Origin of the sequence: Abyssibacter sp. (assembly GCF_964229365.1) — a bacterium.
In the GTDB taxonomy this organism is placed as follows: Bacteria; Pseudomonadota; Gammaproteobacteria; order Nevskiales; family OUC007; genus Abyssibacter.
This window is the reverse complement of sequence record NZ_CAXRDQ010000016.1, coordinates 1-19,985: the sequence shown is the minus strand read 5'-3', so window position 1 is coordinate 19,985 and position 19,985 is coordinate 1. Positions and strand designations below refer to the sequence as shown.

The 19,985-nt window shown below is 62.4% G+C and carries 16 protein-coding genes and 1 tRNA gene; 4 read left to right on the top strand and 13 right to left on the bottom strand.

The annotated features are described in order from the left end of the window. Positions 1 to 53 precede the first annotated feature (53 nt). Positions 54 to 1,859 carry an EAL domain-containing protein gene (locus tag ACE1EY_RS02195; protein ID WP_370299347.1) on the bottom strand — a complete coding sequence of 602 codons (1,806 nt, stop codon included), beginning with the start codon at positions 1,857 to 1,859 and terminating at the stop codon, positions 54 to 56. 400 nt (positions 1,860 to 2,259) lie between these two features. Between ACE1EY_RS02195 and ACE1EY_RS02190 the strand changes: the two genes are divergently transcribed. Then, a complete protein-coding gene (locus tag ACE1EY_RS02190) occupies positions 2,260 to 2,895 on the top strand; it encodes a TetR/AcrR family transcriptional regulator (protein WP_291513599.1) in 636 nt (211 codons plus the stop codon). 72 nt (positions 2,896 to 2,967) lie between these two features. Beyond that, entirely contained in the window at positions 2,968 to 5,208 is a 2,241-nt protein-coding gene (locus ACE1EY_RS02185; RefSeq protein WP_370299345.1) for a hypothetical protein, read from the top strand. Between the two features lie 28 nt (positions 5,209 to 5,236). Here the strand turns inward: ACE1EY_RS02185 and ACE1EY_RS02180 are convergent, their stop codons facing one another. Both ACE1EY_RS02180 and ACE1EY_RS02175 read right to left on the bottom strand, forming a co-directional pair. Then, a complete protein-coding gene (locus ACE1EY_RS02180; RefSeq protein ID WP_370299344.1) occupies positions 5,237 to 6,463 on the bottom strand; it encodes an NAD(P)/FAD-dependent oxidoreductase in 1,227 nt (408 codons plus the stop codon). Between the two features lie 116 nt (positions 6,464 to 6,579). Then, complete coding sequence (locus ACE1EY_RS02175) at positions 6,580 to 7,752, bottom strand: acyl-CoA desaturase (protein WP_370299343.1); 1,173 nt, start codon at positions 7,750 to 7,752, stop codon at positions 6,580 to 6,582. 194 nt (positions 7,753 to 7,946) lie between these two features. Between ACE1EY_RS02175 and fabR the strand changes: the two genes are divergently transcribed. Continuing rightward, positions 7,947 to 8,567 carry an HTH-type transcriptional repressor FabR gene (gene fabR / locus ACE1EY_RS02170; protein ID WP_291513595.1) on the top strand — a complete coding sequence of 207 codons (621 nt, stop codon included), beginning with the start codon at positions 7,947 to 7,949 and terminating at the stop codon, positions 8,565 to 8,567. Between the two features lie 28 nt (positions 8,568 to 8,595). Here fabR and ACE1EY_RS02165 read toward each other — a convergent pair whose 3' ends face one another. Together ACE1EY_RS02165 and ACE1EY_RS02160 are read right to left on the bottom strand one after the other, a co-directional pair. After that, the gene (locus tag ACE1EY_RS02165) at positions 8,596 to 9,672 is read right to left on the bottom strand and encodes a diguanylate cyclase (protein WP_370299342.1); all 1,077 of its coding nucleotides are present in this window, start codon (positions 9,670 to 9,672) and stop codon (positions 8,596 to 8,598) included. 346 nt (positions 9,673 to 10,018) lie between these two features. Next, positions 10,019 to 11,623: a glucan biosynthesis protein D gene (locus ACE1EY_RS02160; protein ID WP_291513593.1), complete on the bottom strand. Its 1,605-nt coding sequence runs from the start codon at positions 11,621 to 11,623 to the stop codon at positions 10,019 to 10,021. Positions 11,624 to 11,874: 251 nt separating this feature from the next. Between ACE1EY_RS02160 and ACE1EY_RS02155 the strand changes: the two genes are divergently transcribed. Then, a complete protein-coding gene (locus tag ACE1EY_RS02155; protein ID WP_291513592.1) occupies positions 11,875 to 12,942 on the top strand; it encodes a hypothetical protein in 1,068 nt (355 codons plus the stop codon). Between the two features lie 271 nt (positions 12,943 to 13,213). Here the strand turns inward: ACE1EY_RS02155 and ACE1EY_RS02150 are convergent, their stop codons facing one another. The 8 genes from ACE1EY_RS02150 to tolA form a co-directional block, all read right to left on the bottom strand. Then, a complete protein-coding gene (locus tag ACE1EY_RS02150; RefSeq protein WP_291513591.1) occupies positions 13,214 to 14,464 on the bottom strand; it encodes a serine hydrolase domain-containing protein in 1,251 nt (416 codons plus the stop codon). An 86-nt stretch (positions 14,465 to 14,550) separates the two neighbouring features. Beyond that, positions 14,551 to 14,626 (bottom strand) — tRNA-Lys (locus tag ACE1EY_RS02145). Positions 14,627 to 14,725: 99 nt separating this feature from the next. Further along, positions 14,726 to 15,415: a 7-cyano-7-deazaguanine synthase QueC gene (gene queC / locus ACE1EY_RS02140; RefSeq protein WP_370299341.1), complete on the bottom strand. Its 690-nt coding sequence runs from the start codon at positions 15,413 to 15,415 to the stop codon at positions 14,726 to 14,728. Further along, entirely contained in the window at positions 15,412 to 16,089 is a 678-nt protein-coding gene (gene queE, locus ACE1EY_RS02135; protein ID WP_291513588.1) for a 7-carboxy-7-deazaguanine synthase QueE, read from the bottom strand. The genes queC and queE overlap by 4 nt, the downstream gene beginning before the upstream one ends. Next, complete coding sequence (gene ybgF / locus ACE1EY_RS02130; RefSeq protein ID WP_370299340.1) at positions 16,089 to 16,871, bottom strand: tol-pal system protein YbgF; 783 nt, start codon at positions 16,869 to 16,871, stop codon at positions 16,089 to 16,091. Before ybgF ends, queE begins: the two co-directional genes overlap by 1 nt. Positions 16,872 to 16,874: 3 nt before the next feature. Next, complete coding sequence (gene pal / locus ACE1EY_RS02125; RefSeq protein ID WP_291513586.1) at positions 16,875 to 17,429, bottom strand: peptidoglycan-associated lipoprotein Pal; 555 nt, start codon at positions 17,427 to 17,429, stop codon at positions 16,875 to 16,877. A 79-nt stretch (positions 17,430 to 17,508) separates the two neighbouring features. Beyond that, positions 17,509 to 18,777 (bottom strand): Tol-Pal system beta propeller repeat protein TolB, encoded by a 1,269-nt coding sequence (gene tolB, locus ACE1EY_RS02120; protein WP_370299338.1) that lies wholly within the window; start codon positions 18,775 to 18,777, stop codon positions 17,509 to 17,511. Further along, positions 18,777 to 19,808 (bottom strand): cell envelope integrity protein TolA, encoded by a 1,032-nt coding sequence (tolA, locus tag ACE1EY_RS02115; RefSeq protein WP_291513584.1) that lies wholly within the window; start codon positions 19,806 to 19,808, stop codon positions 18,777 to 18,779. The genes tolB and tolA overlap by 1 nt, the downstream gene beginning before the upstream one ends. Between the last annotated feature and the right edge of the window lie 177 nt (positions 19,809 to 19,985).

Genomic DNA, 19,985 nt, shown 5'->3' with positions numbered 1-19,985 from the left:
GCTAGGCGGCCGTTCACGGCAGCGCCGTTCCGCAGCCCTTGGTCATGCCTTGGTCATACCTTGTAGAGATGAAGAGGCTCGTCCGGGCCGTCGCCCACCTCGACAACGCAGCGCGGCGAGTTCCGCCGGCAGAAGAACAAATACGCCGGTGGGTTCATCTTGGCGTGGTGCTTGGCGTCGGCCGCCATGGTGGCCACGTCGTGGTGAGAATCGCACATCGCCGGGTCGGGCTTGACCACACCAATGGCCAGGCGCATCAGCGGAAAAACCGCTTCGTTGCCAGCGCGATCCACGGCCAGGATGCCGTCCATCGCAACATGCTCGGGCCGGTAGAGCCGGCGCACCCGCTCACCGAACGCCGCCGCAATTCGATGCACGGTGGCCTCGAACTCGGGGTCACGGCTGACGACGACGAAGTCATCGCCGCCGATATGGCCGATGTAGTCCAGATCCGCATCCACCTGTTCGGCGAGAATCTCGGCGACCAGCCGCAGTGCCTCGTCGCCGATGGCATAGCCGTAAACATCATTGAAGGGCTTGAAGTTGTTGAGGTCGCAGTAGGCGACCCGGAATGCAGTGCCCGCGTCCAGAAATTCCTGAATTAATTCCATCGTGGGCACGTTGCCGGGCAGCAAGGTCAGCGGATTGCTGTAACGCGCCGCCCGCATCTGCGCCTCGCTTAGACGCCGCATCAGTGCCGTGGTGGGCACCACACCGCAGAATTGCCCGTCCGCCACGATGATCGCGCAGGACGGCAGAACGTCGCGCGAGTTTGATGACAGTTGACGGCTGGCCTCTTCGATACTGGTCGACAGTTCAAAGACCGGGGCCAGGTCGTCCATGAAGTGGCGAATCGGTCGGCGACCGTGCAACTCACGCGTATAGCGTCGCGAGAAGCGATCGAGCAGATTGACCCGGTTGACCGAACCCAACGGCGACGAACCGTCGACGACCGGGATATCGGGCAGCTCCTTCCATTCGCGAATGCGGTCCAGCACCGACTCGGCGGTGTCGGTCGGGGCGACGGTCGCACTGGGTTGGACCAGGCGTTCCAGTGATTCGTTAAAGGTCAGCCCAGCGCCGAAGCCGTCGCGTCGTCCGCCTTGAAACACCATGGTCGCCGTCATCGGCGGTGCCGGTTCGGGACGGCACAGCAGAAAGCCTTGTGCCAGATCGACACCGAGGCTTCGAATCACGTCGGCCTCTTCCTCGCGCTCGATACCCTCGGCAATCACCTGGCATCCGAGAAAGTTCGACATGCCCTTGATCGAGCGCAGGAACTCCCGTTTGGCGGAATCGCGGTCGCAGCCTGACACGAAGTGTCGATCCATCTTCACGAACGCGGGGCGCAGTTCCGACCAGACACGCAGCCCGGCATATCCGGCCCCGAGGTCATCGAGTGCGAAGCGAAAGCCTGCCTCGCAAAAATGCCGGATCGCATCGACGATGGCATCGATAGGATCGAAGGGGTGGCGCTCGGATATCTCCACCACGACAGCGCTGGCAGGCATGTCCCATTGCTGCAGGGTTTGCACAATGGCATCGCGCTGGTCGCAAAGATCAACGATGATCTGGGGTGACACATTGACGAACAGCGCCCCCGGCAGCCCCTGGCGCCGAAACTCGTTCGCGGCGGCCGTCCGGCATAGCGCATCGAGCTGGGCTTCCAGCCCCTGCGCTTCGGCGGCGGCGAACAAATTCACCGGGTTGTGCAACGGCCCAACCGGACCACGCGTGAGCGCCTCGTACCCGAACACCGAGCCATCGCGCACCTGATAAATCGGCTGAAACACTGGCGTGATCCGCCGATCCGCGACAATCGCAGCAATGTCCTGAGTCGAATGTGGGCTTCCGTCCATGAGTCTCAACGGTGCAACAACGGTGCTTTCCAGGTGGTATCGACCGGTTCGCGCATTTCTGAGCCTTTGGAGACCACGGGCCGAGTTCGCGAGAGGCGACAGCAAACTATTGTCATCGATTTACGTGGCTGGCGTTGTGATCGGTTCCTGCTCGCACCCATCCACATCGCGTGACCAATGCGGACCAGGCCGGACCAACGGCTACCCTCCGGGCCTTTGAATTAACAAATTCTTGACGTTTGTGCGCCAATTAATTCAAATGAATTAATTCTGGCGAACGACCAGATTCGAACATGCGCGACCCGCAGGAGACCACCATGAGCCAAACGCACCGACCCGCGGGGACTGCCGTCGTCCATCCCGTCGCATGAGCAAGGTCCATGTTCTACAGCCGCAGGCCATGTCGACACGGCAACGGCTGATTCGCGAGGCGATGCGGATGTTCGCCGAAGAAGGCTTGTCCGCCGTAGCGTTGCGCCGAGTCGTGAAGGCCGCGGGCGCGAGCAACGCATCCGCCCTGCACTACCACTTCGGGGGCCGGGATGGTTTGGTGGCCGGCATCGTCGATACCTTGGGGGCATGGTTGCAGCCTCGCTGGTCACAAGGGCTCACGGCGCTGGAGTTGATGGATGACGCATCTCCGCGCGCCGTGCTGCATGCGCTCTACGACCCGGTGCTCGGGCTTCAGCAAGCCGAAGGGTACGGAACAGCGGCCATACGCTTCGCGGCCCGGTTGAGTTGGGATTTCGGACCAAGCGGGCAGGACTTGTCTGCCGCCTTGCATCGCGAGCCGCTGGGCCGCGCGTCGGCCTTGCTGGCACCAACACTCTCCGGACTACCGGTTGAGACACGGCAGCTTCGCCTGCTGATGACGATGACCAACGTGTACCACGGCCTGGCCGACCGCAGTTATCTGTGGCGCTCACCTTTCGGTGCATCCCCCTTGGCGGAAAGCCATCAGGCCGACCGGCTACAGGAACAGTTTTTCGATTATCTGGAATCCGGCCTGATCGGCCCGAAAATTTCGACGCGCTAAGCCGATTCCGCTCGCACCGCGGTGACGAACGGCATCCATACCAACAGGCTCCGTAGAGCCGCAGGAGACACAATGAAAACAGTCGCAATGCCGCTGGGGGCCGTTGCCGTAGTACTCGCCACGATACTGGCGGGCTCCGGTTGCGGAGACAGTACGGCCCCACAACTCATGGAACCAGCCGCCACCCCGGTCTGCGGTGGCTTAAGCGCCGTGGACTATCGATCCGTCTCCCTGCCCGGCGAGGTCACGCCCCGACCCGGACCCTCCGTTTTGTACGCTGACCCACCGTCGGCGCCGCAACTCGAGAACATCGCTCCCTGGCAGGCGCCCCCGATTCTGATTTCGGGCGCCGCTGCCTACCGTTGCGGCGAGTACGTCTATCAAGATTGGTTGTACGACGACCACGGTGCGCTGGGTGTTTTGGATCCGACTGATCCGCAAGGCCCCGACTCGATTTTATTCTCGCCCAAGGCTGGGACGCTGACCTACCCCACGGACACCGCCTTTGCGAACAACGCGGCCGATTTGGTCGAGTTCCGGGTCAAGCCGGTCGATGGCGGGACCCTGTTCCGGGTGACCTTGAACACGCTGGTTGATCCAACGCTGACTGCGTTCACGATCGCCCTGGGCGACAACGGAAGTGCCGTCTCGTGGCCATTCGATGCCGGTGTTAGCTCGCCAGCGCAGTGGTTTCTGACAGTGGCGGCGGATCAGGCATGGCTGATGAATGCAGCCGACAGCAGTGTGGTCGCACCCGCCCCGGCAGTGTCGGTGGACACCCACCGCCGCCAGATCACCGTGCGCGTCGAGGACTCGAGTTGGAATCCGGGGCGCAACGCCGTCCGCATCGCGATCGGTATCGGTTTGTGGGACGCCGGGGCGCATCGTTATCGCCAGCCCGGTGCGATCGCGACCACCGACACCCCAGGGGGCTCAAGCCCACTCGGTAGCGCGTTGTTCAACATGGGCTTTCGCTTCGATGAACCGATGCCAGAGTTCGCCACCGGCGAAGGCCGCACGATTGCCGATGCCGCCGTACTGGCGAAGATTCAGGCACGGTTCTGGCGCGAGAAACAACAGGCCGACGCGCTCGCCATCGGCGATGTCAGTCCGTTTTCCGCCCTGGTCGACTTTGCCAAATTGCGGGACGGCACGCTGGACGAAAGCCGCGTACCTGTTAGCGGCCACATCAACCGCATACTCGCCAGCGGCTACAGCTTTGGTCAGGGGGCGGACTACGACAAGGCCTGCGGTGGGATCAGCGCCGCGCGCCCCTGCGACGGCGTGATGGTGGGGCAACTCCAGCCCTATTCTCTTTACATTCCCGAGCTGCCCGAGCCGCCGACTGGCTTTGGAACGACTGTGCTGTTGCACGCCTTGTCGGCGAACTACAACCAATACCTGAACACGCGTCACGCCGAGCATTTGGGCAACCGGGGCGCCGGACACATCATCATCACGCCGGCCGGACGCGGGCCTGACGGCTTCTACTTCGACGTGGCCGAAGCCGATGTGTTCGAGGTGTGGGCGGATGTCGCGCGGCACTACCGACTCAATCCGGATCAGGTCGCACTGGGCGGCGTCTCCATGGGCGGCATCGGAACATATCGACTGGCGCCGCGTTACCCGGATTTGTTCGGGTATCTCGCGCCTGTCGTGGCCGCCCCAGGCGATGCCGAGCCCCGGCTGGCATCGTTGCGCAACGTGCCGGTGACGATGTGGGCATCGTTACTGGACGAGTTGCAGCCGGTGATCTCCACCGAAGAGGCGGTGACAGCACTCACGGATTTGAGCTACCGCTTCGATAGTTACCTGTTTCCCACCTGGGACCACCTGACGCCGTCTACAAACGATTACTACATCCCGATGGCCGATGCCGTGGGAGCGGCCACGGTCGAACGCGACCCCATGCGCGTGACATATGTGTTGGCTCCGCTGGAAGACGAACCGCGTGTGGACCTGATCGCCGATCACGCCTACTGGCTCTCCGCACTCAGCTTGCGTGATCCGACGCTTGAACGAGGGACCATCGACGTACGCTCGGACGGATTCGGTGTCGCCGAGCCCGTCGCGGGCGCCGTCGAGCAGAGCACGGGCGTGCTCACTGGCGGTCACCACGAACCGGCTCCATTCATCCGCCGAACCGTGGATTGGGCGCCAGGCGCCGATGCCCCCGCGCTAGATCGTCTGGTGATCACGGCGCAGAACATCGCGACGGTCACCGTGCATCCCGAGCGCGCACGGGTCTCTTGCGAGGCGGAGCTTGTGATCGAGAGCGACGGGCCGCTGGAGGTCACCCTCGCCGGCTGCTGAACTAACGGCGGGGCAGTCCGAGCCCGGCTCAGAGCGCCTGAGCAGCTGCCCAGCCCGAGGCCCAGGCCCATTGAAAGTTGTAGCCACCAAGCCACCCGGTGACGTCGACCACTTCGCCGATGAAGAACAGGCCCGGCACCGCACGCGCCTCCATCGTTTTTGAGGACAGGGCCTGTGTATCGACGCCGCCAAGGGTGACTTCGGCCGTGCGGTAGCCCTCCGTGCCGGAGGGCCGGAACCGGGTGGATTGCAGGCAGTCCGTGATGCCATCCATTTGCTCGCGGGTGAGTTGCGCCAAGGACTGCGCGGTGGGTATTCCGAGCTCATCCAGTTGCTCGCAAAGCCGGACCGCAAGACGCTGGCTCAAACGATCCGACAACACGGTCCGGAGGCTTCTGCGGGGGTGGTCGCTGCGCTGCGCCGCCAGCCAGTCTTCGGCCGATTCACCAGGCATCCAGTTGACGCTAATTGCCGCACCATCCGGCCAGTATGACGACAGCTGCAGCATCGCCGGACCGCTCAGGCCACGGTGCGTGACCAGCATCTGTTCGGAGAAACCCGGCCGCTCCTGCCCGTCTTCCGCGTCGACCTCGACATGGACGGCGGCGGATACGCCAGACAGTTCTGCCCAGTGCGCCAGCACCGGCGGGTGCAACGTGAACGGCACCAGGCCTGCACGCAGCGGACGTAGCGGCAAGGCGAATTGGCGCGCAATCCGATGACCGAAATCGGTGGCGCCCATCTTCGGGATCGACAGGCCGCCGGTGGCGATCACCAGCGAGTCCGATTCGAAACAACCCTGGTCGGTGCCCACTTGATATCGCGAACCGCGAGCCACTGTATGGACCCGGCATCCGGTTCGGATTTGCACCGCCGCGGCCTGCGCGTCGGCAAGCAGCATGGCAACGATGTCCTTGGATGAACGATCACAGAACAGCTGCCCCGGTGTTTTCTCATGCCAAGGGATGCGGTGGCGATCCACACGGGCCAGAAAATCCCAGGGGGTATAACGCGCCAGCGCGGATTTGCAGAAATGCGGGTTGCCGGAAAGGTACTGCGCGGGCGTCGCAGCCAGGTGGGTGAAATTGCAGCGCCCACCGCCGGACATGAGGATTTTTTTGCCGACACGGTTGGCATGCTCGATGACCAATACGCGCCGCCCACGTTCGCCGGCGGTGATCGCACAGAGCAACCCTGCGGCGCCGCCGCCAATGACGATGGCATCAAACCGGTTGCTGGACGGTGGTTCGGACATGTAGCGATCCGCCAGGGCCGGCGGCTTCAGAACGCGGGATCGTCACCAGTATCGCACCCCAACGCAGAACGGCCGAGCGTGGTGCCCGGCCGTCCAGTACCCGTTCGGTCTGATGATCAGGCGGTTTGCGGAACCAGGTCGCGGGTGAGGCGCTCGCTTACCCCGGCGACCAGACGGGCATGCGCCCGCTGCACCACATCCTCCAGCGCCGGAACATCGGCGAATTTGCGTCTGGCGAGCGCGCGCAGCTCCTCGATGGTGGGCAGGTGTGGCAGGTCAATATCGGCGAGGTAAGTTTCCACGCTCTCCCGCGCCTGACGCGCCCGCTGCTTGAGTTCGTCCATATGGTGGCTGTCGGCCCAGGCGGTGCGAATCCGCTGACTCAGTTCATCCATGCAGAATGCCGACGCGAGATGACCGGCGGTTTGATCGATGATGCGGGTGGTCGGCGCCTTGGTGCCCCGCAGGACGGACTGCGGGGGCTGACGTAGATCCCAGACCAGACCGAACTTCGACAGCGTCCACAGCACGTAGTACGTCATGTCGATTTCGTACCAGCGGAATCCGGCACGCGCGGTGCTCGGGTAATAGTGATGGTTGTTATGCCACCCCTCGCCCATCGCCAGCACGGCCAGCACGGCGTTATTGCGAGAATCGTCGCCGGTCAGAAACCGCTGGCGACCGAACACGTGAGCCAGCGAATTGATCATGAAGGTCACGTGATAGACCAGCACCGTGCTCAGGCAGTAACCGACGAAGAATGCGTCCCAGCCACCCAACAGGTAGCAAGCTACGCCCAGAGCCATGCCCGGCAGGTACTGGTTCTTCTCCAGCCAACGCAGCTCGGGATACTGGGCAAAGTCGCGGATCAAGTTCAGGTCGGCCTTGTAACGTGGGCGGAAGATCCAGCCCATATGCGCGCCCATAAAGCCGAAATGGCGGGGTGAGTGCGCATCGGCGGGGGTGTCCGAATCGCGATGGTGTTCCCGATGCTTGGCGGCCCACCAGAGCGGGCCACGCTGCAGCGACATTGCCCCGGCCATCACGATCAGAAACTGGGTGACCCGACCGGCCTTGAAACTGCGGTGCGCCAATAGCCGGTGATAACCGGCGGTGATTCCAAACACGCGAACCACATAGAGCGCGGCGCAGAGGAGCAGCGACTCCACCGTGAAACCCGTCCACAGAATGCCGAGACAGGCGATGTGCAGCCCGATAAACGGTACGATCGAAGGCCGCAGTGACTCTTTGTTCTGCGGGTGATTGGAGTCGGTGTGGCTCGAGGTCATGGTAGTCATCGACAGATAGCGATCCGGCAGTGTGGAGAAAGCACGCGAAGTATACATCTGTATAGACGCCTGTCTATACAGATGTATACTGGCGCGATCTCCCATTCGGACAGGCGCCGATGCAAACGGTTCGCGCGGTACACTCCTCAGCGACCGAGGCCAGTTCGCCTCCCACCGCTACTGCACGCAAGGCCTTGATTACGCGACAAGACATCATCGATGCCGCATTGCGGCTGATCGGCCCCCACCGCAGCGTCTCCACGCTAAGCCTGCGCGAGGTCACTCGTGAAGCAGGTATCGCTCCGAACAGCTTTTACCGGCACTTCCACGACATGGATGAGCTGGCGGTGGCGTTAATCGACATGGCCGGGCAAAGCCTGCGCCAGATCATCCGCGAGGCGCGCCTGCGTGTATCGGCGACCCAGGAAGTCACCCGCCCATCCGTGGCCGTGTTCATGGATCAACTGGCGTCCGATGCAAAGCTGCTCCATGTGCTGCTGTGCGAAGGCATCGTCGGTTCGGATTCCTACAAGCAGGCGGTCGAACGCGAATTGCAGTATTTCGAGGACGAACTATGTGTCGACCTGGTCCGGCTCGCAGAGGATCGTGGACAGCAGGTCACCGAGCCGGCACTGGCTGCCAAGGCAATTACTCGTCTGGTGTTCGCCTTGGGCGGTACCGCCATCGAGGCCAGTCCGGAGCAAAGAGCCGCCATCACTGACGAAATGGTGACGATGATCCGAATGATCATTTTTGGCGCGCAGGCCATGACGTTAACCGCGCAGGAAACGCCAGCGACTCGGGCGGTTCCGTAGGCGTTAGTCGGTCACGGCTTCTACACCGTCAGGCTTCTGCTCCACCCGTCGCGGACTCAACCGGCCACTCCCTGACCACGTCGGCCGCGAGATGGACGCGATTTCGACCGTTTCGCTTGGCCTCGTATAACGCGGTGTCAGCTGCGAGAATCGCGGCATTCAAACTCCGTCCGCTGGCCGGGGCAAGCACCGTCACGCCCCCGCTAACCGTCACATACTCGGCGCAGGGCGCCGGGTGTTCGATCCGGAGGGCTTCGACCGCCATGCGGAACCGGTTCGCCAACTTCATCGCGGACTGTTCATTGACCTCGTACCACACGACAGCGAACTCCTCTCCGCCCAGTCGGGCCGCGCTGTCCAGCGGTCGGCGGGTGTGTTGAAGCAAGCAGGCCCCAACACGAGACAGGCAGGCATCGCCGGCAGGGTGACCCAGTTCATCGTTGTAGGGCTTGAACCAGTCAATATCGAATACGGCCACCGCGACCACCGTTCGATGCCGGCGCGCGTGTCTCCACGTTTTGTCGCTGTGTACGTCTAGTCCATGACGATTGAGCAATCCGGTTAAACCATCGTGCAATGCCTGGTGACGTCGAATCCCCCGGTCGAGAAAGTTGCTGCGAACAATGTATTCCTGAAGATAGCCTGCCGTGCTGGCCAAGGTTGCAACAGCGATATAGTTGTAAAGTTTCTGGGCGAACAACGCTGCGGGCAGTTCAATCAGCCAGTAGGTCGTGACGAGACCTGCCAGGCCAACGAATGCGAGTACATGTGCCTGGAAATACCTTAATCCGAGCAGCAGAAATGCAAAGATCAGTACGAACGTCGTGGTCTGGTACCGATACTCCAACCCAAGCTGGGCATAAACCGCTTCCAGATAAAACGTCGCGGCGAACGCGCCGAGAATCACCCCGGAACTAACGACAGGCAACCACCGTAACGATTGATTGACCCGCAGGTACACCGCCGATGCGGCAATCGTCAGCGGCAACCCGACCGCAAAGACGGCAAGAAACGGTAGCTCCGCGGTATGTGGCGGCCGCACGACGACAAGTTCCAAGAACACGGCGAGCAGGCTCAGCGATGTGGCGGCAATTTGTGCTGCCATCACATGTCGACGCATGAACCGCAGATAGTAGGCACGGAACGCGTTTTCCAATTGAGGAACGAACGCGAGCCGATAGTGGCCGCGCGCCCGCTGCGCTTCCAGGTCCTCTATGGATATCTTACTTTTCATTTCGACAGCGCCAGAACGAGCGTTGGCGCAATGAAAACCCTTACGGCCACGGTCAAACCGTCACCGCTGTTGAATGGCTCACTCGGTCGCCCCCTCCCCCGTCGCATCACTGCGACACGTCACGTATTCTGTCGGTTGGGACGGTGGTCCCGCAACCTGGGGGACGGCGTGATGGTGTCGGGACAGTCGACTGGCCGCCCTGAACGACGCTCTCGGGCTAAAGATGACCTGGGTTACGCAAATCCCGTTGATCGGCGGGCGGCGGCGTCCATTGATAAACCCAGGTTTCGGTGACGGGCCGGCCATCAATCGCGAGATAAACCTTGAGGTTGATCGGTTCGCTAGAGCCGTCAGGAGGGACGACATCAAACATGGCCCGATACCCGTCGATGGCGTGTTGCGGTCGTGCCGATGTGATCTCCACGCGACCAGCTGAGGTCGTAATGACGGGCTCCACGGTCGTCTCGCCGCCCAGCATCGGAAACAAACCGCCCGCGAAGTCCACGACAAAGCGTTGGCTGAAATACTCGCGCCGTTGCCCAACAACGCCGCCTAGACCGGTGAAGGTGTTGACCACCTGCGCCTGATTGCTCGGCAGGATTCGCTGAGTGCCCCAATGCAGCTTGTAACTGAATAACAGTTCCTGCCCGGCTTCGACCGGCTTCGCGGGGTTCCAGAATGCGACGATATTGTCGAAGGTTTCGTCCAGGGTCGGAATCTCGACCAGTTGGATGCTGCCCGGCCCCCAATCATGGATCGGCTCTACCCAGACGCCCGGGCGGCGATCGTAGAACACGCCGTCGTCCTGGTAGTGATCGAAGTCCTGATCACGTTGCAGCAACCCGAACCCCTTGGGGTTCTCGTCGGCATAAGCGTTGAACCGCAGGTTGGCCGGATTCACCAGCGGGCGCCAGATCCACTCGCCGCCACCGGTGTGCATGAGCAGGCCATCCGAGTCATGGATCTCCGGGCGCCAGTCCCAGTGTGTTCGCCGGCTGTTTTCCCCGATCATGTACATGCTGGTCAGCGGGGCGACGCCCAATCGGTGGATCGATTGGCGCGGATAAATGGCTGCGTCGACGGTCATCGTGAGGGTCTCCCCAGGCGTGATGTCGAACCGATAAGCACCGGTCACGCTGGGCGAGTCGAGCAGCGCGTAGACGGTCGCCGTATCGCTACCGGGTTTGGGCGTTTCCAGCCAGAAATGGGTGAATAGCGGGAACTCCTCGCCCTCCGGCACCGCAGTGTCAACCGCGAGACCGCGAGCCGACATGCCGTACTGCATCTCGGCGCCGACCGCTCGGAAATAACTGGCGCCCAGGAAAGCGACCACATCGCGCTGCCAATCGGAGTGGAACTGGTACCGGAACCCAGCGAACCCCAGATCCTTCGGTAGCTTGCGGCCCTTCACGCCCGACTCGCCGTAGTCGAACAGGTCCCGATCATAGGCAAGCTCTTCCGCCTGCCCGTCCTCTAGTTGGTAAACGGTGATGGGCGTCTGGAAGTACAGCCCAAGATGGAATAGTTCGCCTCGAAACAAAGCATCGGTATCGCGCCACAACGCGTGTTTCTTGTCGTAGCGCAGCTGCTGATAGTCGTCCCAGCTCAGCGATTTGAGCTGCTCCGGCATCTCGCCCTCATGATCCACGTAATCCTGCTCGGCCAACGCACGCGCCTGACCCTTGAGCCAGGCGTAGTCGAACACCTGAGCCTTACCGATGGTCTGCGCCGATCGCGCGGGCGTCGAGACCAACAGCACACCGAAGGCAAATCCGGCCAGCAGCACCCGGTGACGGGCGACGGATCGAAACATCGTTTTCATGCGTTCTTCCTTGAACACGGGCCGGCTTCTGAAGCATCGATGCCACGCCGGCAATGTTGGTGACTGATACAACAGTCCCCGCCAGACGCCGAAAGTTCCTGGGAAACGGCCTGCGCGTCATCTGTTTACGCCGCCCCGCAAACATTGGTCAGGATGCCTTCACCCCTTGTTTGGGGGGTATGTCTATCCTCGGCAAGCGCTGATCCTTGCGTTCGAACCCTATGCGCGAACCTTTGGACGGGAGCACAAAAATGAACAAATGGATGAACATCACGGCCGCGGTACTGGTCGCCATGTCGCTGGCCGCATGCAGCGACGATGATGACGACGCTGGGGGCGCTGGCGGCGGCCCGGTGACGGGCTCGGCTGACCTCTCCGACCCGGCGACTGTTCGGGCCCAGGCCGGAAGCCTCGCCCAGCTCATCAGCGGCATCGACTCGATCGGGACGGCAGTGGGCGTGGATGCGCAACGCAAGACCCTGGAGAACGGAGAATGCGATAGCGGTTCAATGTCCGAGTTCAGCGAATCCGGCAAGGCGGTGGGTTCGCCATTCACTGCCGCCACCTTCGACGTCGCTGGCGAGATTGCCGACAACTGCCGTCTGAACGCCAACATTGACGGCGGCGAGACCGCGAACGACTACCTCGTGATCGACGGCCGGACCGAAGCGGGCCAGGTCACAGATGGTGATGCCGAAGTGTTCTACGCGTCGGTGGGCGAATCCACGAGTGCGCCTTACAGCTTCGCGTACCACGTCGATACCGAGCAGCAGGGCAACGTCGTCGTGCTCGACATCGACTACGGCTTCTTTGTTCGGGTGGACGAGTCATCGAACGAGACAGTCGGCGAGTTTGACGAACGTCTGCAGTTCAACATTGACGGTGACTATTCGGTCGACACGACGGCCAATGGTCAGAACGTCACGGCCACGGGGTCGTTCAACAGCTTCCTGGGTCATGCGGATGCGCCGTTCCGCCTGTTCACCGATGCCAGCGGAAGCTACATCGATGGTCCCTTCGGCTTCTCAATCACGCCGCAGGTGCCAGACTCCGGCTGCGCCAACGCGCAATCCGAGATTGCGACCACGGACGCACTGGTCGAGTCGGCGGGTAGCAGCGTGAGCCCGTTCGCCTCCGGAACGATCGAGATCAGCAGCGGCGGCTCGGCGGCGACCGTCACCTTTAACAGCGATGACACCGTCACGCTGACACCCGACGGCGGAAGCTCGGAGACCGTCAACTACACGGACCTGCTCGCTTCAGCCGGCGCCTGCTCCGGCTTCGCCTTCGCCGGCATCGCGTTCCTCGGCTCGCTTTAACCTGGCATCGATCGGCCCCGATCCGCACTGCGCGGATCGGGGTTTTTAACGCCGGGTTCTACTGAGTCGCTTGTCATGGACTCTTGCTAAGATCCTTGGCGATGGAGACCTCAGACTCAGAGTCCGCACCGCCGACGCGCGTGCGTCGATGGCTGAAGCCCCTGCTTGCAGCTGGTTTCCTGTTCTTCCTGATCAAGGGACTGGCCTGGCTGGCCGTACTCGCCGGAGCCGTGTTCTTCACCACCCGCTAGGCCAGCGTAACCAGACGAATTCAAGCGTCCGGAATACGGCTGATCGACGAAACGACCCGGGCCAATTGGTACAAATGTGTCGAGACCGCCGGCTTGCCTGTCGTCAACAGACTCACGGCCAGATCACGCTTGGGGTCGCCCCAGCACAGAATATTGATGAACCCGAGATGTCCGAAGCTGTCGCTGCAGTTACGTCCGTACAACCCGATTGGGTTGTCGCCGAGTAGCAGACCTTCGGAAAAACGCACCGGCACCATCAGCGTCTTGTCGAGCTGACGATTCCCCGATGGCATGCGGATCCGCTGCGCCGTCTCGGGTTTCAGCACCTGCGTTCCCTGCCAGGCACCGTCCTGCAGCAACATGGCGTAAAAGCGGCAAACCTCATCTGCCGTGGCAACGATATTGCCAGCGGGAATGACCGCATCCATAAAGCGCGGATCGGTGGATATCGACGGCACCTTTTCGAACGGGACGCCCAGCGCCCGTTTCGCAATCAGCCCCACGGGCCATGGCGGCACCGGACCGGTAAAGGCATCTTGCGCCAGTTCATGCCGGTCCTTTGGCGCCATCCCGTAGGTGAAGTGGCGCAGTCCCAACGGTGTGCGCAGGCCCTGATCCAGTAGCGGTCGCAGCTCTTGGCCGGTGACTCGCCGAGCGATTTCGCCCAGGATGAAGCCGCCGGTGATCGCGTGGTACGCCACCTGTTTGCCGCCACGATGCAGCGGTTTGGCCCGGCAAAGCATGTCGACGGCAGCGTCCCAATCAAACAGGATGGCCGGATCCGGCTTTCGCATCGGCACGCGCGGAATACCGCCTCGGTGCGCCAGCAGTTCCGAAACAGTCACGCGGTGCTTGCCCCGCGCGGCGAACTCCGGCACGTAGTCAGCTACCGGCGCTTCCAGCGACAGGTAACCCTGCTCCGCAAGCTGATGAATTAACACGGCCGTGATCGCCTTGGAGGCCGAGAACAGGCAGACCGGGGTGTCCGGCGTGCCAACAACGGCGCGCCCTCCGACCGGATCGCCCGGTGCATTGCCGCTGACATGCCCGATCGAACGCTTGATCAGACACTCGCCGCGACGCCAGATCCCAAGCGACACAAACGGCTGCGTCCCTCCGCGATACAGGTGTTCGATGCTGGACCAGATGCGGCGCACGTCTTTGTCGCTCACGCCCAGCGAGGCCGGATCAGCCTCTGCCGCCTGATCCACCCGCGTCACGGTGGCCAAATCGCGCGGTACGCGAATGAGATTACGGCGTCGTCCGAACATGCTTGTGCGTGGCTGGGATCAGCCGCGGATCATACACAGGCCGGCGCATGTGCAAGCGAAGGCGTGGTCGATCGGCAGGAGAAGAATGGTGGGTCGTGTTGGATTCGAACCAACGACCAGCGGGTTAAAAGCCCGATGCTCTACCAACTGAGCTAACGACCCATTCCGAGCGACAGGCCAGGCGGCCCATGCGACTGCAAGGAAGTCTACGCGGAGTTGGTCAGGCTGACGTCACTGAATCCCCGGTAGCGGGCGCGCATTCTACCCGTTCATGCCGGGCTGGTACAGGGTTGGGTCCTCGACGCCCGCTTGCGCGAACCCGTCCCGTCGAATCCGGCAAGAATCACACTGGCCACAGGCGCGGCCCTGCGAGTCCGCCTGGTAACAGGAGACAGTGGCCGCGTAGTCCACGCCCAGGGCGACGCCGCGGCGGATAATGTCCGCTTTGCTGAGCCGGATCAGCGGGGCATGAACTGCAAGCCCCTGCCCTGTCTCGACGCCCTGCTTGGTCGCCAGCCGGGAGAGTTCCGCGAAGGCGTCGATGAACTCCGGCCGGCAGTCCGGATACCCTGAATAATCCACCGCGTTAACCCCCAGGAAGACGTCGCTGGCCCCGAGTACCTCCGCGTAGCCCATCGCGATGGACAGCATCACGGTGTTGCGCGCCGGCACATAGGTCACCGGAATACCTTCGGTCGGTTGGACCGGAACATCGATCGCTGCATCAGTCAGGGCTGACCCGCCAAGGCTGCCCAGATCCACCGAGACCACGCGGTGTTCCTCGGCGCCCATCGTGCGGCAGACCGTCTCGGCGGCGTTCAGCTCCGCAATATGCCTCTGACCATAGGAGACCGACAGCCCGAAGCATGCAAAGCCCTCGTGCCGGGCGATGGCCAAGGTTGTTGCCGAATCCAGCCCGCCAGAGACCAGCACCACGGCGCGGCGACTCATCGGCCGGGCTCCTCGCCCCAGATAACCTTGTGCAGCTGGATCTGCATGCGACCGGGGACACCGGGCGTTGATACCCAGGCTGCAAGGTCTGCCAGCGGTAAGGTATTCCAGACGGGCGACCACAGCACTTCCACCCCATTGGACAAGGCTTGCTCGCCCAGCCAGGCCAGACCCCATTCGAAATCGGCGCGGTCACCGACGACAAACTTCACCTGATCGCCATGTTTCAACTCATTACGATTGGCCGCCAGGTTGCGGTGGGATTCGCCGGAGCTGGGTGTCTTGACGTCCATGACCACCATCACGCGCCGGTCGATGACATTGATGGGCAAGGCCCCGCTGGTTTCCAGAGAGACGGTGTAACCGGCATCACAGAGCATCTGAAGTAGCTGCGGAGCCTGCTTCTGAGCCAGCGGCTCGCCCCCGGTGACGCACACGTGCTGCACACCAAGGCCATCGACCGTTTGCAGGATGTCCGACCCGCTTTTCCAGTCGCCGCCCTGAAAGGCATAGGCGGTGTCGCAGTAGCCGCAGCGCAGCGGGCAACCGGTCAGGCGGACAAAGGTGGTCGGTAGCCCCACCAGCGTGCTTTCACCCTGGATGGAGCGAAAGATCTCTGTGATACGTAGCCGCAGTTCCTGCGACCGGGCTGTGGTCGCAGGCGCTGCCACCACTAGTGCCCTTCCCGGTCCATGCGGTCGAGTCGCTGTCTGGCCAGACTGGCCGCTGACGCGTTGGGATGCTCTTCGAGCACGCGCTGCAGCTTACTGCGGGCATCAGCGTAGCGCTGCTGCTCATAGTCGATGTAGGCGAGCTTCAGCAGCGAATCCGGCACCTTTGGGCTGTCGGGGTAGCGGCTCATCATTTCGGAGAATGCCTGTTTGGCAGGCGCATACTCACGCTTGACGTAATACGCCTCGCCCAGCCAGTACTGTGCATTGTCTGCATAGACACTGGAGGGGTTGGACGACAGGAAGCTGCGGAATGAGCGGATTGCGGCGTCGAATTTGCCGGCCTTGAGCAGATCGAAGGCCGAGACATAGGCCTTCTGGATTTCCGGGTCACTGGCGACTTCGGCCGCACTGACCTGGGTCGAACCATCGGTATCCGTACCACCGGCCAACGCGCCAACCCCGGACTGCTCCAGGCGTTGCAGCCGCTTGTCGATATCGAGGTAGAGCTGGCGCTCACGCCGCTTCGATGCTTCTAGCTCGTAGTTGAGCCGCTCCATTTCGCCGCGCAGTTCACGCAGCTTGGCCTCAACCCCGTCCACGGACTCGGCAACCTGGACGAGATTCAGGTTTTCGAGCCGGCGATCGACGCGCTCGGCACGCTGTTCCAGCGTTGTCAGACGACGCTGTTCGGGTGTGGGCTCGTTCGAACCGAAACCTGCGCAACCGGTGACCAGCGTCCCGGCAGCGAGCAGTGCGAGACTGCCGGCATGACGTGCTTTCATTGATTATCGATAGTTGATGACGACGCGGCGGTTCTTGGCCCAGGCTTCCTCGGTGTGCTCGAGGTTCACGGGGCTTTCTTCGCCGTAGCTGATGACATTGATCTGATTCTGGGCAACGCCTCGCAGCATCATCGCGCGTTCTACCGATTTGGCGCGGCGCTCGCCCAGGGCGATGTTGTACTCGCGCGTGCCACGCTCATCGGTGTGCCCTTCGAGCCGAATCCGCGTGCCTGGATTGGCGACGAGATAGTCGGCATGCGAGCGGATCACCTCGCGAGCCCTCGAGGTCAACTCGGCACTGTCGAATTCGAAGTAGACGGTGCGTTCGTTACGCAAGGCATTCGCCGAGCGCTCGGCCGCAGCCTCCGCTTCAGCCGCACGCTGCTCCTCGAGGCGACGCGCTTCGGCTTCGCCATAAGACGAGCCACTGCCGGTTGTGAACGAGCTTTCCGGTTGTGTTTCGGTCGTCGCCGGTTGATCCAGCGCCGTTTCGTCCCCGCTAGCGCATCCGGCGAGTACCACCGCCGTCAGGGCCATCAAGCCAATTGGTTTGAGCATCGTAATTCCTTTCATTGTGAAGAATCCTCTTGATTCCCCGCGTCCAGTCCGTGGGCTCGGGCCGCAGCCCGAAGCATGATTAATTCAGATACGGAGACCATGCGGGCTCACGGACAGTTCCCTGTTGACTCAATGTCTGTCGTACACGTCCATCGGTTGTCGCGGTCGCCAACTGGCCACCTTGACGGGCATACATGATAACGCGCCCATTCGGCGCAAAGCTTGGACTCTCGTCCAGCGGACCGCGACTGAGGATACGCATCTGGCGGGTATCGAGCTCCTGAACCCCAATACGATACCCCTGCTCATCCAGGTTCACCAAGATGAGGTTTTTGCCGTCAGGCGAATACTGCGCCCGCGCATTGCTGCGGCCCTCGAAGGTCAACCTGCGCGTGTCCCCGGAGGCCAAGTCGACCTCGTAGATTTGCGGTTGCCCCCCACGGTCTGACGTGAAGGCAATTTTCTGGCCATCGGGCGACCATGTCGGCTCGGTGTCGATGGCGGAGGAATTGGTGATCCGCCGTTCGCCGGTGCCGTCCACGTTCATCACGTAGATCTCCGGATCGCCGCCAAAGGACAGCGCGGCCGCGATCTTGCTGCCGTCCGGCGACCAGGCTGGCGCGCCGTTGATCCCAGGCTTGCGAACCAGCTCGCGAGCGACGCCCGATCGCAGTTCGTGAATGAAAATAGCGGACTCGCCATCATCAAACGCCACGTAAGCCATCTTACGGCGATCCGGCGACCACGCTGGGGACATCAGCGGCTCGCCGGAGCGGACAACCGCCCGTGGATCATGGCCGTCCGCATCCGCGACGATTAGCTCAAACGTGCGTTGGCCGGGCTGACCATTGGCCGTGATATAGGCGATCCGCGTATTGAACACGCCGCGCTGGCCGGTGAGTGCCTGAAAGACGAAGTCGGCAACCCGGTGCGCACCGGAACGCAGTCCGTTCTGTGTGGCGGGCACGTCATAGCCGATGACTTGCTTTCCGCGGTACACGTCGATCAGATGAAAACGGATGTTGTAGGAGCCGCCCTCCACTTGGGTAATCTCACCGACAACCAGGTTATCGACATCAGCCGCGCGCCAGTTCTGCAGCTGCACATCTTCCGGACGGCTGGGCTTGGCGAGCATGCGGTCTTGCGGCAACGGGTCGAACAGCCCGCTGCGCTTCAGGTCCGCTGCCACGAGAGCCGTCACGTCGACCGGCAGCTGCCCGGAGGTCTTGAACGGCACCACGGCAATCGGCAAGGCGCCGGAGACGCCCTCGTCGATCACGATATTGAGGTCGGCCCGGGCCGGAATGGCGGCGAGCAACAGCCAGGTCAGGAGTAGAAAACGCTTCATCAGCCGTCCTGCGGTTTGAATGTGAATATCACTGTCTCTTCGAAGACACGCGAATCGCCCGTCGGCAACGGGTCGGATTTGTTGACAGCTCTTATGACGGAATCATCGAGCACGGTGTTCCCGCAACTATCCATGATTTGCACATCAATGACGCTGCCATCGGGCAGCTGACGGACCTTGACCCGACATTCAAAGTCATCGTTAACCCCCGGAGGTTGCAGCCAATTTTGCGCGACCTTGTGCTTGATCTTGAACACATAATCCTGCCGGACCGTCGCCAACGCGGACTGTTCACGCGCATTTTCCTCTGCCGCCATCGCCTCTGCCAACGCGGCTTCACGCCTGGCCTGCTCTTGGGCCTCTCGCTTGCGCCGCGCGGCCTCCTTGCGCTGGCGTTCCTCTTCTGCCTTGCGACGGGCTTCTTCCTCTTGTCGCTTACGCTCTTCCTCGGCCTTGCGACGTTCCTCTTCTTCCTTGCGCTTGCGGGCTTCTTCGGCCTTGCGCCGCTCTTCCTCCTCTTGGCGCTTGCGTTCTTCTTCGGCCTTGCGCTTGGCTTCTTCCTCACGTGCCTTGCGGTCGGCTTCAGCCTTGGCGGCGGCCTCTGCCTGACGTCTCGCCTCGGCTTCGGCCTCGCGTTGTGCTTGTTCTTCCTCGGCGCGTTGCGCGGCTTCCTGCGCCTGCTGTCGCGCCTGCTCTTCGGCTTCACGGCGCGCGATAGCTTGTGCTTCCGCCCGCTCGGCCTCGCGTTGCGCGGCGACCTGCTCGGCCTGCCGCTGGCGCTCCTGCGCATCGCGCTCACGTTCTTGACGCACTTGTTCAGCGCGCTGGGCGGCCGATGCATCCTTGCGCTCGCGTTCGATGCGCCCCAGGCGCCCTTCGACGTCGGTGACGATCATCGCCTGGACCACCGGTTCCGGCTGCGGCTCGGACTGAAACCACGGAAGCCCGACGAACAGCAGCGTCGCCAGGCCCATGTGACCCAGGACGGCGGCGACGAGGGCGACGCCCACATCTTTACGCGTGCCCCACATGTCAGCAGCCGTGAGCGTGCGGGATCAGCAGTGGCGGCCAGTCCGACATCACGACCCTCGCGATTGGAGCAGTTCCGGGTCGGCAGCAAAACCAATTCTGGCGATGCCGGCAGCCTGCAAGGTGGTCATCGCCCGCATGATCGATTGGTAGTCAACCTTGCCGTCGCCCTCGAGCAC

What these genes read in the sequence shown, in the direction of transcription:
- ACE1EY_RS02195 (WP_370299347.1), bottom strand. Translation starts at nt 1,859, where the DNA reads ATGGACGGAAGCCCACATTCGACTCAGGACATTGCTGCGATTGTCGCG.
- ACE1EY_RS02190 (WP_291513599.1), top strand. Translation starts at nt 2,260, where the DNA reads ATGTCGACACGGCAACGGCTGATTCGCGAGGCGATGCGGATGTTCGCC.
- ACE1EY_RS02185 (WP_370299345.1), top strand. Translation starts at nt 2,968, where the DNA reads ATGAAAACAGTCGCAATGCCGCTGGGGGCCGTTGCCGTAGTACTCGCC.
- ACE1EY_RS02180 (WP_370299344.1), bottom strand. Translation starts at nt 6,463, where the DNA reads ATGTCCGAACCACCGTCCAGCAACCGGTTTGATGCCATCGTCATTGGC.
- ACE1EY_RS02175 (WP_370299343.1), bottom strand. Translation starts at nt 7,752, where the DNA reads ATGACCTCGAGCCACACCGACTCCAATCACCCGCAGAACAAAGAGTCA.
- ACE1EY_RS02165 (WP_370299342.1), bottom strand. Translation starts at nt 9,672, where the DNA reads ATGGCAGCACAAATTGCCGCCACATCGCTGAGCCTGCTCGCCGTGTTC.
- ACE1EY_RS02160 (WP_291513593.1), bottom strand. Translation starts at nt 11,623, where the DNA reads ATGAAAACGATGTTTCGATCCGTCGCCCGTCACCGGGTGCTGCTGGCC.
- ACE1EY_RS02155 (WP_291513592.1), top strand. Translation starts at nt 11,875, where the DNA reads ATGAACAAATGGATGAACATCACGGCCGCGGTACTGGTCGCCATGTCG.
- ACE1EY_RS02150 (WP_291513591.1), bottom strand. Translation starts at nt 14,464, where the DNA reads ATGTTCGGACGACGCCGTAATCTCATTCGCGTACCGCGCGATTTGGCC.
- queC (WP_370299341.1), bottom strand. Translation starts at nt 15,415, where the DNA reads ATGAGTCGCCGCGCCGTGGTGCTGGTCTCTGGCGGGCTGGATTCGGCA.
- ybgF (WP_370299340.1), bottom strand. Translation starts at nt 16,871, where the DNA reads ATGAAAGCACGTCATGCCGGCAGTCTCGCACTGCTCGCTGCCGGGACG.
- pal (WP_291513586.1), bottom strand. Translation starts at nt 17,429, where the DNA reads ATGCTCAAACCAATTGGCTTGATGGCCCTGACGGCGGTGGTACTCGCC.
- tolB (WP_370299338.1), bottom strand. Translation starts at nt 18,777, where the DNA reads ATGAAGCGTTTTCTACTCCTGACCTGGCTGTTGCTCGCCGCCATTCCG.
- tolA (WP_291513584.1), bottom strand. Translation starts at nt 19,808, where the DNA reads ATGTGGGGCACGCGTAAAGATGTGGGCGTCGCCCTCGTCGCCGCCGTC.